This is a genomic window from Chryseobacterium sp. ISL-6 (genome assembly GCF_018613715.1).
GTDB lineage: Bacteria > Bacteroidota > Bacteroidia > Flavobacteriales > Weeksellaceae > Chryseobacterium > Chryseobacterium paludis.
This window is the reverse complement of sequence record NZ_JAGGPT010000002.1, coordinates 91,169-105,201: the sequence shown is the minus strand read 5'-3', so window position 1 is coordinate 105,201 and position 14,033 is coordinate 91,169. Positions and strand designations below refer to the sequence as shown.

12 protein-coding genes are annotated in these 14,033 nt (G+C 34.2%); 8 read left to right on the top strand and 4 right to left on the bottom strand.

Features of this window, described 5'->3' with window-relative positions; all coding sequences use genetic code 11:
- Positions 1-71: 71 nt before the first annotated feature.
- Entirely contained in the window at positions 72-1,850 is a 1,779-nt protein-coding gene (locus J7E44_RS05435; RefSeq protein WP_214826364.1) for an AMP-dependent synthetase/ligase, read from the bottom strand.
- Positions 1,851-1,995: 145 nt separating this feature from the next.
- On the opposite strand from J7E44_RS05435, the gene J7E44_RS05430 reads away from it, so the two are divergent.
- Positions 1,996-3,135: an acyl-CoA dehydrogenase gene (locus J7E44_RS05430; protein WP_214826363.1), complete on the top strand. Its 1,140-nt coding sequence runs from the start codon at positions 1,996-1,998 to the stop codon at positions 3,133-3,135.
- 24 nt (positions 3,136-3,159) lie between these two features.
- Entirely contained in the window at positions 3,160-3,525 is a 366-nt protein-coding gene (locus J7E44_RS05425; RefSeq protein ID WP_214826361.1) for a hypothetical protein, read from the top strand.
- A gap of 109 nt (positions 3,526-3,634) precedes the next feature.
- Here the strand turns inward: J7E44_RS05425 and J7E44_RS05420 are convergent, their stop codons facing one another.
- Complete coding sequence (locus tag J7E44_RS05420) at positions 3,635-4,663, bottom strand: cupin domain-containing protein (protein WP_214826359.1); 1,029 nt, start codon at positions 4,661-4,663, stop codon at positions 3,635-3,637.
- A 126-nt stretch (positions 4,664-4,789) separates the two neighbouring features.
- Positions 4,790-5,722, bottom strand: a complete 933-nt coding sequence (locus J7E44_RS05415; RefSeq protein WP_214826358.1) for a DUF4349 domain-containing protein — start codon at positions 5,720-5,722, stop codon at positions 4,790-4,792.
- A 405-nt stretch (positions 5,723-6,127) separates the two neighbouring features.
- Here J7E44_RS05415 and J7E44_RS05410 point away from each other — a divergent pair, with 405 nt between their 5' ends.
- Together J7E44_RS05410 and J7E44_RS05405 are read left to right on the top strand one after the other, a co-directional pair.
- Positions 6,128-6,601: a hypothetical protein gene (locus tag J7E44_RS05410; RefSeq protein ID WP_214826357.1), complete on the top strand. Its 474-nt coding sequence runs from the start codon at positions 6,128-6,130 to the stop codon at positions 6,599-6,601.
- A 6-nt stretch (positions 6,602-6,607) separates the two neighbouring features.
- On the top strand, positions 6,608-8,875 hold the full coding sequence (locus J7E44_RS05405) for a zinc-dependent metalloprotease (protein WP_214826356.1): 2,268 nt from the start codon (positions 6,608-6,610) through the stop codon (positions 8,873-8,875).
- A gap of 78 nt (positions 8,876-8,953) precedes the next feature.
- On the opposite strand, the gene J7E44_RS05400 is transcribed toward J7E44_RS05405, so the two are convergent.
- On the bottom strand, positions 8,954-10,546 hold the full coding sequence (locus J7E44_RS05400) for a peptide chain release factor 3 (RefSeq protein ID WP_214826355.1): 1,593 nt from the start codon (positions 10,544-10,546) through the stop codon (positions 8,954-8,956).
- Between the two features lie 288 nt (positions 10,547-10,834).
- On the opposite strand from J7E44_RS05400, the gene J7E44_RS05395 reads away from it, so the two are divergent.
- The 4 genes from J7E44_RS05395 (at position 10,835) to J7E44_RS05380 (ending at position 14,024) form a co-directional block, all read left to right on the top strand.
- A complete protein-coding gene (locus tag J7E44_RS05395) occupies positions 10,835-11,665 on the top strand; it encodes a CPBP family intramembrane glutamic endopeptidase (RefSeq protein ID WP_214826354.1) in 831 nt (276 codons plus the stop codon).
- A gap of 9 nt (positions 11,666-11,674) precedes the next feature.
- Positions 11,675-12,268, top strand: coding sequence for an RdgB/HAM1 family non-canonical purine NTP pyrophosphatase (gene rdgB / locus J7E44_RS05390; RefSeq protein ID WP_214826351.1), 594 nt, complete (start codon positions 11,675-11,677; stop codon positions 12,266-12,268).
- 65 nt (positions 12,269-12,333) lie between these two features.
- Positions 12,334-13,248, top strand: coding sequence for a ribonuclease Z (locus J7E44_RS05385; RefSeq protein ID WP_214826349.1), 915 nt, complete (start codon positions 12,334-12,336; stop codon positions 13,246-13,248).
- Positions 13,249-13,256: 8 nt separating this feature from the next.
- Complete coding sequence (locus J7E44_RS05380) at positions 13,257-14,024, top strand: TIGR02757 family protein (RefSeq protein ID WP_214826347.1); 768 nt, start codon at positions 13,257-13,259, stop codon at positions 14,022-14,024.
- Positions 14,025-14,033: the final 9 nt, after the last annotated feature.

Genomic DNA, 14,033 nt, shown 5'->3' with positions numbered 1-14,033 from the left:
ATTGACTCTGGTCTAAACCTGAATATATAAGATACAAAAAAACCGCTTCAATAAAGAAGCGGCTGATATTTTTATTCATGATGCTCATACATCTTATTGTATAAGTCTATAAACTTCTCTTTAATTGCTTTTCTTTTTAATTTTAAAGTAGGAGTCAGGAGTCCGGCATCAATACTCCAGACTTCTGGAGTTAGCTCGATTTTTTTAATTTTTTCCCAATTTCCGAGATGTTCATTAATACCATCGATCTCTTTTTCTATTCTTTCTTTTAACTCTGGACTTTTAGCGATCTCCTGTGGAGTAGAACCTAAGTTTATGTTATTTCGCATTGCCCAGCTTTTGGCAAATTCAAAGTCAGGCTGAATAAGTGCACAAGGCATTTTTTCACCATCACCAACCACCATAATTTGTTCAATGAACTTGGAAGCTTTTGCCTGGTTTTCGATAATTTGTGGTGCGATATACTTACCTCCGGATGTTTTAAACATTTCTTTCTTACGATCAGTGATTTGTAAGAAGCCATCAGCATCAATATTTCCGATATCTCCGGTTTTGAAATACCCATCATCCGTGAAAACTTCTTTTGTCATTTCTTCATTTTTAAAATAACCTTTAAAAATAGAAGGACCTTTTACTGTTATTTCACCGTCTTCCTGAATTTTTACATGTAAGTTATCTAAAGGCAAACCAACAGTTCCGATTTTCATTTTGTCGAAGCTGTTTACAGAAATTACCGGAGAGGTTTCCGTTAATCCATATCCTTCCAGAATTGGAATTCCGGCATTTTGAAACATCAGATTTAATCTTGTAGATAGTGCTGCAGAACCTGAAACAAGAGTTACGATTTCACCACCCAATCCTTCTCTCCATTTTGAGAATACCAGTTTATCAGCAATGATCTCGAAAAGTCCTGATGGTTTTGAAACCTCTTTCTTTTTAGAAATAAGGTTTAAAGCCCAAAAGAATATTTTTGTTTTTAATCCACCGGCAGAAGATCCTGTACTATAGATTTTATCATATACTTTCTCCACTAATCTTGGGACAACACTCATATAGTGAGGCTTAACTTCTTTTACATTCTCACCCATTTTATCAATGCTCTCGGCAAAATAAACTGAAAAGCCATTGTATTGGAACAGGTAGAAAAGCATTCTTTCAAAAATATGACAGATCGGTAGAAAGCTTAAGATCCTGGTATCCTTATAATCAAGGCCTTTTTTCTTAGGGATTCTAGGAACTGATCCCAGAACATTAGAAACAATATTATGATGCGTAAGCATTACTCCTTTAGGCCTTCCTGTGGTTCCTGATGTATAAATAATCGTTGCCAGATCCTCGGAATTGATTGCGTTAGAAAGCTCTTCTACTTCAATTTGTGTAGAATCATCTTCACCCAGATCCAAAATTTCGCGCCAATTGGCAGCACCACTTATGGTGTCAAAAGTGAAAACTCCCTGCAAAGATGGTATATTGTGTTTCACTTTCATTACTTTAGTAAGCAATTCTTTATCGGAAACAAAGCAGTATTTTATTTCAGCATTACCAAAAATGAATTCATAGTCTTCATGAGATATGCTTGGATAGACAGGCACAGAAACCACTCCGATCTGAGAAAGTCCCAAATCCATGATAGCCCATTCTGTACGCGTATTAGTTGTAATAAGAGCAATTTTGTCCCCGGGTTTAATTCCAAGTTTTAAAAGCCCTCTGGATATTTTATTTCCTTGATTGATAAATTCTTGCGTAGATGTTTTTTTCCATTCACCCTGATGCTTTGTCACAAACATATCCGTTTTAGGAAATTTATCCAAAGCATGATGAGGTATATCGAATAATCTTTTGATCGTCATAATTTTTTATGTAATTTTTAAAGAAATTTAAATATAAGCATTTTTGTGAAAACAGCATAAATCTACTCGCAATTTTCGGATATCAAATATTTTTTCAGGTTTGCTTAAAAAGTGTAAATTTACGACCATCTAATTATTAATTTTTATGGACTTTAATTTATCGGAAGAACAGCTGATGATTCAGCAGGCAGCAAGAGATTTTGCACAAAACGAACTATTACCAGGGGTTATTGAAAGAGATCGCGATCAAAAATTCCCAACTGAACAAGTGAAGATGATGGGTGAAATGGGACTTTTAGGAATGATGGTAGATCCTAAATATGGTGGAGCAGGTATGGATAGCGTTTCTTACGTTTTGGCTATGGAGGAGATTGCAAAAGTGGATGCCTCTGCAGCAGTTGTAATGTCTGTAAACAATTCATTAGTTTGTGCTGGTCTTGAAAAGTTTGCTTCTGAAGAACAAAAACAAAAATATCTTACACCTTTAGCGAGTGGGAAGGTAATCGGTGCATTTGCTTTATCTGAGCCTGAGGCAGGATCTGATGCAACTTCGCAAAAAACAACTGCAGAAGATAAAGGGGACTATTATCTTTTAAATGGAATTAAAAACTGGATCACAAATGGAGGAACTGCTTCTTACTACGTTGTAATTGCTCAGACTGATCCTGAGAAAAAGCATAAAGGAATCAATGCATTTATCGTAGAAAGAGGTTGGGAAGGTTTTGAGATCGGACCAAAAGAAGATAAATTAGGAATCAGAGGGAGTGATACACACTCTTTAATGTTCAATAATGTAAAAGTGCCTAAAGAAAACAGAATTGGAGAAGATGGTTTTGGTTTCAATTTTGCAATGGCTGTATTGAATGGAGGTAGAATAGGAATTGCTTCTCAAGCTTTAGGAATTGCTGCAGGAGCTTATGAATTGGCGCTTAAATATGCTAAGACAAGAAAGGCTTTTAAAACTGAAATTATCAATCATCAGGCTATTGCTTTTAAATTAGCAGATATGGCGACGCAGATTACTGCTGCAAGAATGCTTTGTTTCAAGGCTGCAACAGAGAAAGATGCTGGAAAAGATATTTCTGAAAGTGGGGCTATGGCAAAATTATACGCTTCTCAGGTAGCTATGGACACTTCTATTGAAGCGGTACAAATCCATGGTGGATATGGATACGTGAAAGAATACCACGTTGAAAGATTTATGCGTGATGCTAAGATCACTCAGATTTATGAAGGAACTTCTGAAATCCAGAAAATCGTGATTTCCAGAAGTATTTCAAAATAAAAACATAAACAAACACAACTACTTATGAAAAAAACTTGGTGGATCACTCTGGGAATCGTTTTACTTCTAATAGGAGTATTCGTATGGTATAAGTTTTTCTTCGTTTTTGGCGAAGGAGTAAAGTCAGGTTATCTGAACTATGCTATTAAAAAAGGCTATGTATTTAAAACCTATGAAGGTAAATTGATTCAGGAAGGTTTTGGAAGAGGAAAGACTGGAAGTATCACAAGCTATGAGTTTGAATTTTCTGTGAATGATCCCGAAGTTTTTAAACAATTGGAAACAAACAGTGGTAAAACCTTTGATCTTCATTACAAAGAATACAAAGGCACATTACCTTGGAGAGGAAACACAAAATATGTGGTAGATAAAGTAGTAAATATGAAATAGTAAAAGGCTCTCAATTTGAGAGCCTTTTACATTCACGCACCACAAAATATTAAGATATAATATTATTTTTTTTTCTTTTTAATGCAGTAGCTAAAAAGCAGATTAAAGTTTATTTGATGATCAGTTGACCTGATTTTGGAAATTGATCGATGATATCATCGCCCACACCAAAATTACCTTTTAAAATATCTCTCGGATTTCCACCAATCCAGCTGCTTAAATCAATAGCTTCGTATAAACCATTATTAAAACCAAGCAATACAATAAGTTTTTCAGTACCTACATTTTTGATATAATGCCCGGCTCCCATTGGAACATAGCCAACATCACCTTTTTCAAATTTGTCTTTCACAAATTGTCCTTCTGCCAGAAAAACACCCATTTCCGCTTTTCCTTGAATGTAATATTGCCATTCGTCAGCATTTGGATGCCAATGCATTTCACGCAGTCCACCGGGTTCAATTTCAAATATACTTCCGGTAATGGTTTTAGCAATGTGAAATTCCTTCTGGGTAACAACTCTCTGGATGCCTCCACCTGGTATAACAATGGGCTGTTGTGATCCTAGTGGATATCGGTGCTTTGAAACTAGACTTACTTCATTTCTTGGAGAAGCCAGACCAGAATAAATATCAGGAAGCTCACACTGGGCAAAATAGGCTTCACCCTGATAAAGCTGTTTTACTTTTTCCTGAGTTATTCCTAAATTTTGTGCGGCAATTTCTACCGGAACACTAGAAATAAAATCTGTAATACTGAAGGTATGATCCTCAGAAAAATCTCCATTATCAAATATGAGTATAAAATGACAGCTTTCACTGCTGATACATTGTAAAACATGGCCAAAACCTCTTGGGAAGTACCAAACATCACCGGGATTGAAAATGTCTGTAGAAACCTCTCCCTTGGGATCAATTACTGTCGTACGCATTTGACCTTTCAAAACATATCCCCATTCTGCAGCGTTGGCATGCCAATGAAGTTCGCGAATGGCTCCCGGCTCTAAATGCATACTTACCCCGGCAAGATTTTCTGAAGCTTTAAATTCTTTTACCGAAACACCTCTTGTAATACCACCCGGTCCAAGTCGTGGTTCTTTTTTTTCGAGCTCATATTTGAAGTTAGGAAGATGGTTCATTGGTGTTAATCTTTAAGTTTTAATTTGGTATTATAAAGTTAACGAAGAATATTTTCCTTAAGTACCTGCAGATGATTAAAATATTATTAAAAATAAAAAATCCATCAGCGATGATGGATTAGAATATTAGTTAGACTGGTTATTAGGGGTGTTTTTATTTTTCTTTTTGTAGAAATAATATCCGACTCCTATAATTAAAAATAAAGGCCAAAAGGGAAGCATAAACAAAAAGATACCTGTTATTACACTCCAGCCAGAAGAGATCGCATCAAAAGATTCATCTCCGAAAGTTTTAGGCTTATCGATTCCTGCATAACCTTCAGCAGTTCCATAAAGTGTAATTTCTAAATCAGACATTGTATTTTCAACATAATTCTGTCCGGATATTTCAGTTCCCTTATTTTCAATAACACCAATCCTGCTTATATCATCCATTAGATAGTCAAGCTTCTGAATAGGAACCTTTACTTTTAGATAGGCAATTTTTTTATCATTGTTATTTAGAGAAATATTTTCACTTTGTATAAAACCATCATATTTTTTCACTTCCTGAGTTACGATGTCTTTTGCGGTTTCAGTATTTTCAACATTTAATTCTAGTGTTCCGGTCTTTACCATTTTGTTTTTAGGAGGATTCAATTCATCATTTTCTTTCTTTGTTTTATCCTTATAAATCACTTTAGTTTCTTTAATGATCTTTGGAGAAGGGACATTGATCACAATTTTTTCAGAGCCTTTTTTAGTTGAGTCCTTTTTTTCTATTTTAGATTCTAATTTAGTAGAAGCTATTTTATTAGATAAGGAATCTACACTTTTTGAGGTCGCTTCAATTTTTTCTTTGATCACATTTTTTGTGTCATCAAATTCTTTGATTTTTACATTGGCCGAATCAAAAACGGCTTCCGCTGTATTGGTTATATCACTGATCTTATCAGATGTGGCTGTAACGGTACTATCGGCAGATTGTACTGCTCCTTCAAGCTGAGATTTTGTTGCTTCACTTTTTTTACACATGATGAAAGTGCTGGATACTGCAACTAGTAAGATGAACTTTTTCATAAGATTAATTTTTTTGATGAAGTAAAATTAGCAGGGCTATCAAAGTTGTTCTTGTAAATGAGGCGTATTGTTTTGGTAAATCTGTAAATATTTAATATCTAGTGGATTAAAATGATTTACAATTTTTTTACAAGAATTTTTACAGGTGTATTTGATTTCTTGGAAGAATTAAAGGAATGATTGTAATTAAGATTTTACAGAATAATTGTGTGAGGGATAATTAAAAAATATCACCATATCAATTGGTAATCAAAAATAGTGGAGATCGTATGAAAGTGAATTGTTCAGACAAATCTGGATTTTTTTAATGAAGAGAATGCCTATTGTCTCGTGGTGAATGTTTAATTAGTTGATTTTTAAAAGGTTTTAAGTTTTTTATGTAAGAATATTTTTCTATTTTTGACTATGAATATATTAGTAAAATTTTCAATTATTTCTATTTTTTTGTTTTTGTTGGTGTTTTCCTGCGCCAATTATAAAAGGAATATAACTCCAGGTAAGAATGCTGAAAAAGTAGAATTTACTGAAATAAGAAGGTTGAATGCTGAAATTAATTTAAAAGAATATACTCTGATAAATTCAACAAAGGGGATTAAAGAACTATACAGACAATTAGATAATTCCAAATTTTCAAGATCAGCACCTATACCAGTATTAGAAGAATCGGGTGCATACTTTTTAGTCTTAAAGCCTCAGTTAAAGAATAAAAAATACGGAGATATTGAAATTGAAAAATTGGAAATGAATAATTCTATTCTATTAGTTAATTATAAAGAGATTGAAAACAGGGAATATGCAGAAGAAAAACAATCAAATCCTATTGTAATACTTAAGGTATTCAATAAACCAACTGAAATAAAGCTAAATTTAATTAAATAAATGTATATGAAAAAAAGATTACTAATTCTTGCAGGTTTTCTCGTAATATCATCTATGGGATTTGCACAGCAAAATCAATGGACAAAGCTTTCGAAGCAAAGTATCAAAGAAACAAAGGAATCATCTGTTAGAGTATCTGACTATGAATTGTTAAGACTGAATACAAATGAACTTAAACAACAACTATCGAATGCGCCCGACAGAAATAAAACGCCTTTGGCAAAGGGTGTTTTAATAAAATTTCCTAATGACCAGGGAGCATTTGACACTTATGAAATATTGGAAGCATCAACAATGCATCCTGATCTTCAATCAAGATATTCTGATATCAAATCATACACAGGACATAGAGTAGGCGATCCAGCTACTAAAATAAAATTCTCATTAGATCCTTATTTTGGTTTAAATGCGGTAATCAGGGGCTCTAAAGGAATGTATTATATAGATTCATACTCACCTGATAATAAGGTTTACAGATTGTATGACAGGAAAAATGCTCAATCAGCCAGTAAATTTGAGTGTCTTTTTAAAGATGATAATTCATTGAAACAAATTGGTTCCGGATTGGAAGGAAAAACAGTTGTTGATGGATTATTGCGTAAATACAGGCTTGCGATTTCTACCACGATAGAGTATACAGCTTATATTGCCCTGCAGGCCGGGGTAAGTACGGGGACTGATGCTCAGAAAAAAGCTGCTGTTTTAGCTGCTGTTAATTTAGTTGTAGCGCGCCTTAATGAAGTTTTTGAAAATGATATTTCTGTAACATTGCAGTTAATTGCTAATACAGATGTTTTGTTTTTTACCAGTGTAGATACTTACGACCCGCTTGATGCTTATCAAATGATTGACGAGAATGTAGTGGTAACAAATAATGCTATTGGAGCGGCAAATTATGATATAGGTCATGTCTTTTTTCAAGCAAACCAAGGAAACGATAATGGCTTAGCTTATACACCTGCCGTTTGTAGCAATACAGTGAAAGCAGGAGGTGTTACTGGATCTGCTGTTCCTGTAGGTGATCCTTTTGTTATCGATTTTGTAGCACATGAAATGGGACATCAGTTTGGGGCAAATCATACACAGAATAACGCATGTAACAGAAACGATGCAACTTCGATTGAACCTGGAAGCGCAAGTTCAATTATGGGATATGCAGGAATCTGTCCTCCTAATGTTCAGAATAACAGTGATGCTTATTTCCATGCGGTTAGCATTCGTGAAATGTATACAACGATCACTTCTCCTTCAAGAAACTGTAGCGTGAATACAGCAACAGGTAATAATGAACCCACTGCAAATGCAGGACCTGATAAAACGATACCAAAACAAACTCCATTCATGCTAACAGGGGTTGGAAATGATCCGGATGGTGATGCTATCACTTATAACTGGGAACAAATTGATTTTGGAGCGGCTCAAATGCCTCCAAGACCGGCAAATGCAGTAGGACCGATGTTCAGATCTTTATGGGCTACCACTTCACCATCAAGATATTTTCCGAGATTATCTACAATTATAGAAGGTTATAATCCAACAATAATTACAGCAAGTAATTACAGAGCCTGGGAAAAATTATCTTCTGTTGCCAGAACATTGAATTTTTCATTATTGGTAAGAGATAATAATCCGGCTGGCGGACAAACAGGTCGCGATGATATTCAATTAACAGTATCAGATGCGGCAGGACCTTTTGTTGTTACTTCTCAAAATCTTCCGGGAGCAGTTTGGAATACAGGCGAGTCTAAAACGATAACCTGGGATGTTGCCAATACAAATGCAGCTCCTGTAAACACTGCAAATGTAAGTATTCTACTTTCGACAGATGGTGGACTTACATTCCCTCACGTATTGGTTGCAAGTACCCCGAATAATGGATCTTATACCTTCAATGTTCCTGGTGGATTAGGTACAGCAAGTAATGCAAGATTAATGATCAAGGCAATTGATAATGTCTTTTTAAACGTAAATACAACAAACTTTACCATCAATTCGACATTAGGAGTAAGTGACTCAGAAAAATCGGAAGCCGGATTTGCTATTTATCCAAATCCTTCTAAAGGTATTTTTACTATCGAAACTAATGCGAAAAAAGGAATATCTTATACTGTTTTTGCTATGGATGGAAAATTAGTAAGTCCGAAAAAAGATATTAATAAAACAGGTAAAATCTCCGAACGCGTTAATTTATCTGAACTTCCCACTGGAGTTTATATCATTCAGGTAGATAAAGACGACCAAAGAATTTCTAAGAAATTAATTATTAATAAATAATCAATATCTGTTTAATCCATAAAAAAAACCGTTCAGTGTAACACTGAACGGTTTTTTTTATTTTTAAGATATATGATCTTACTGGTTAAATTCACTGATGAAATGTAATTTTACATTCGGGAATTTTTCCTGTGTCATATGTATTGTAAAGGAAGAATCTGCCAGAAATACCAGTTGATTGTATTTATCTCGGGCTAAGAATCTCTGTTTTAGTCTTGCAAATTCTTTGAATTCCTCAGATTTCTCATCAGCCTCTATCCAACACGCCTTGTGCATAGAAAGTGGTTCGTAAGTACATTTTGCCCCATATTCATGTTCCAGACGATACTGGATAACCTCATATTGAAGTGCACCCACAGTTCCGATAATTTTTCTGTTGTTCATTTCAAGGGTAAATAACTGGGCAACACCTTCATCCATCAGCTGATCAATACCTTTAGCAAGTTGTTTCGCTTTAAGTGGATCATTGTTGTTGATATATCGGAAATGTTCCGGAGAGAAACTAGGAACTCCTTTAAAGCTCAATTTTTCACCACCTGTTAACGTATCACCGATTCTGAAACTTCCTGTATCATGTAAACCAACAATATCACCAGGAAAACTTTCATCTACAACTTCTTTTTTATCTGCAAAAAAAGCATTTGGAGAAGAAAACTTCATCTTTTTGCCCTCCCTTACCAATAGGTAATTTTCATTTCTTTTAAAGGTTCCAGAAACAATTTTAACGAATGCCAATCGGTCTCTGTGTTTAGGATCCATATTCGCATGAATCTTGAAAACAAATCCAGTGAAAGTATTTTCTTCGGGTTTTACGATACGGGTATCACTTTCTTTTGGTTGGGGCATTGGTGCAATTTCAATAAATGCATCCAATAATTCACGAACTCCAAAATTATTTAATGCAGAACCAAAGAAAACGGGCTGCAAATCTCCTTTCATGTAATCCTCACGGCTAAATTCGGGATAAACAGACTGTACCAGTTCAAGTTCATCACGTAAAGACTTAGCTGCTTTCTCTCCAATCAATTCATCGATTGCCGGATCATTGATATTATCAAACTTAACGGTGTCACCAACTCTTTGTTTCTTCTCTTCCAGGAATAATTGGATATTATTTTCCCAGATATTATAAATACCCTGAAAATCACTTCCCATTCCGATAGGTAAAGAAAGAGGAACTACACTTAATCCTAATTTTTGTTCAACTTCATCCAGTAAATCAAAAGCATCTTTACCTTCACGGTCAAGCTTATTAATGAAAACCAGCATGGGGATGTTTCTCATTCTACAAACCTGAACTAATTTTTCAGTTTGCTCCTCAACCCCTTTTGCAACGTCTATTACGACGATTACGGAATCTACGGCTGTTAATGTTCTATAGGTATCTTCTGCGAAATCCTTGTGACCAGGAGTGTCCAGAATATTAATTTTGTGTCCTTTATATTCAAAAGCTAATACGGAAGTGGCTACAGAGATCCCTCTCTGTCTTTCAATTTCCATAAAGTCGGAGGTTGCTCCTTTTTTTATTTTATTGGATTTTACAGCACCTGCTTCCTGAATTGCACCCCCGAAAAGCAGAAGTTTTTCTGTAAGAGTAGTTTTTCCGGCATCCGGGTGAGAAATAATTCCAAATGTTTTTCTTTTTTGTATTTCTTTGATTAAGTCTGACATAGTGTATTTTGAAGTTGCAAAAATCGTGATTTTTTATGAGGATTCAAATAAATTAATAAACAAAAAGAAAACACGGTATCTACTTTTTAGATTGGAGGTATCAATATTTGAACAGGTGTCAGCTTGAAAAGTAAAGAAATAGATTTTATAAGAACTTTTTTATTTGCCTATTATAAAACCTGTAAAGGCTTTTTCCGACAAGTAGATGAATGAAGAATTTTCTTTTTTAGTTGTTTGGGGCTTTTAAAAAAATTACCTTTGTTTATTAAATTTTTACAAAGAAAAAACATGGAAAGCAGCAAATATCCACAGTTTACTTTTACATGGATCGGAGGCGTTGTTTTATTAGGCGGGTTGTTTGTAGGAACAATGTTCGTCTCCTTTTTTAATATTTTTTGGATGTTTGTTTTTAAAGAAAACCTGCAATTCAAAGATTGGTTTTTTATGCTTTCAAATGCTGCAGGATTCTTGACGGCAATTGCTTTTTTTGATTTTTTTATCGTCAGGCCAACCACAAAAAGAAAACTTAATTTTAATTTTTCTCCTACCAATTTTTATACCTATTTCCTGATTTTCCCTTTGATGATAGGCATGATGTTTATTTCAGAATTTATAACTGCTCAGATTCCTACTACAGGTCCTTTCTTTGGTAAGTATTATGAGTTTTTCAGTGAACTGATGAATCAACTGACGGATGATCCTGTTGTAATGATCATCACAGCCGTGATTATGGCCCCGATTTTTGAGGAGATTATTTTTAGAGGGATTATTCAAAAAGGATTAATTAATAAAGGAGTAAAACCATGGAAAGCAATTGTATATGCTTCCATTATTTTTGGATTGGTGCATGGTAATCCCTGGCAGTTAGTAGGTGCCGTTTTATTGGGATGTGTTTTAGGGCTTGTTTATTTTAAAACTAAATCTTTGTTATTACCAATGCTTCTGCATGGGTTCAATAATTTATGCTCATCATTATTGATCACCTATACGAAAAATGAAAGTTTTTCAGAAGCTCTTAAAGTTTCTGAATGGATATTACTGGCAGTAGGAATTGTACTTTTCTCTTTATTCTATTATCTTTTTAGGAAAAAGTATAAAGTACATTATTCGGAAATTTAATTTAAAAAAATGAAAAAGGATATGGAATTATTAGTTGCAACACACAATCAACATAAAAAAGAAGAGATCCAGCAAATATTAGGAGCTGATTATCTTGTTAAGAGTCTCACGGATTATGATATTCACGAAGAGATCGTAGAGGATGGAGATTCTTTTAATGCTAATGCTTTAATAAAAGCAAAATACTGCTTCGAGAAAACCGGGATTCCAAGTTTAGGCGATGATAGCGGATTGGTTGTTGAAGCGTTGGATGGCAGGCCGGGTATTTTTTCAGCCCGTTATGCCGGGGATCATGACTTCGGTAAAAATATTGAAAAGGTATTAAGTGAGATGGAAGGTGTTGAAAACCGGAAAGCCTACTTTATTACTGTTTTATGCTATTATGATGAACAGGGAGCTCAGTATTTTGAAGGCAGAGCTTATGGAAATTTATTAACAGAGAATAAAGGTTTTAAAGGTTTTGGATATGATCCGATTTTTGTGCCACAAGGGTATGACAGAACATTTGCAGAAATGAACCCGGAAGATAAAAATGAAATTAGCCACCGTAAGCAGGCTTTAGATCTGTTTTTGAACAATTTAAAAGTTGTAGATGGACAGTAATAATAATTTAGGATGTAAGTATATCCAAAATTTCTGTTGTACATTTGTTATAATAAACTATTGATTTGAGTACTTATTTAACGATATTAGGTTTTAACTCAGCGATTCCTACAATTAATACTTCTCCGACAGCGCAATTGTTAGAAATGGAAGAACGACATTTTCTTATTGATTGTGGAGAAGGAACCCAGGTACAGCTAAGAAAAGCAAAAGCAAGATTTTCGAAAATTAATCATATTTTTATTTCCCACCTTCATGGGGATCACTGCTTTGGACTTCCCGGCCTTATTGCATCCTTTCGGTTATTGGGACGTGATACTCCTTTACATGTATATGGTCCGAAAGGAATTAAGAAGATGCTAGAGACTATTTTTACAATCACTGAAACGCATCGGGGATTTGAGATTGTTTATCATGAGCTGGATAAAGATTATTCTGAAAAAATTTATGAGGACAATAGGGTAGAAGTTTATACTATTCCTTTAGACCACAGGATTTATTGTAATGGCTATCTTTTTAAAGAAAAACCAAAAGACAGACATATCAATATGAAGGAGATTGCCAAATATGACGAGATTGAGGTTTGTGATTATCATCATATTAAAGCAGGAAAAGATTTTGTACTTAGTGATGGATATGTTCTGAAAAATGAGATCTTAACCGTTGATCCTATACCGTCAGTTTCCTATGCCTTCTGTAGTGATACCCGGTATCTTGAAAGTGTTATTCCTATTATTAAAAATGTAACGGTTTTGTATCATGAATCAACATTCTTACATGATCTAAAAGAAATGGCAGATTATACAGGACATGCGACAGCTTTGGAAGCCGCTACAATAGCGCAAAAAGCAGAAGTGGGGAAATTAATTTTGGGACATTTTTCCAATAGATATGGAGACCTTACCGTATTTACTGATGAAGCCAGAAATGTTTTTCCTAATACTTTTTTACCAAAAGCACTGGAAAGTGTGAAAATCTAAGTGGAGTTATGAAATTTGATGAATTAAAAGATTTTTTAAATGAGAAATCTGATCAATATAATAATTATGATTTTATTGAATATGATCCCATACAGATTCCGCATCGTTTTTCTTTAAAACAGGATATCGAAATTGCCGGTTTTTTATCAGCAACAATATCATGGGGAAATAGAAAAGCCATTATTAAATCTGCTGAAAAGATGTTAGATATTATGGGAAATTCTCCTTACGATTTTGTAATGAATTTTTCAGAAAAAGATCTGCATTCAATTCAGGATAAAAGTATCCACAGAACTTTTAATGGTGGGGATTTTACTTATTTCATTAAGCAGTTCAATAAAATCTATAAGGAGAATGAAAGTTTAGAAAGCTTATTTAAGATTGAAGATGCTGAAACTAATTTTTTACACGCTATTGAGAGATTCAGGGTTTCTTTTTTAGAAACCGGAAAGCATAGAAGTCACAAACATGTAAGTTCACCCTATAAAAATTCATCTTCAAAAAGAATTATCATGTTCTTGCGCTGGATGGTAAGAAAAGACAAACGCAGTGTCGATTTTGGAATTTGGAAGAATATAGATCAGAAACATTTATCTATTCCATTAGATGTTCATACAGGGAATATTTCCAGAAAATTGGGGTTAATTACAAGAACTCAGAATGATTGGAAAACGGTAGAAGAGTTAGATAAGGTGATAAGGCAATTTGACGATAAAGACCCGGCAAAATATGATTTTGCTTTGTTTGGATTAGGAGTTAGTAAAGAATTTTTATAAAATTAAAAG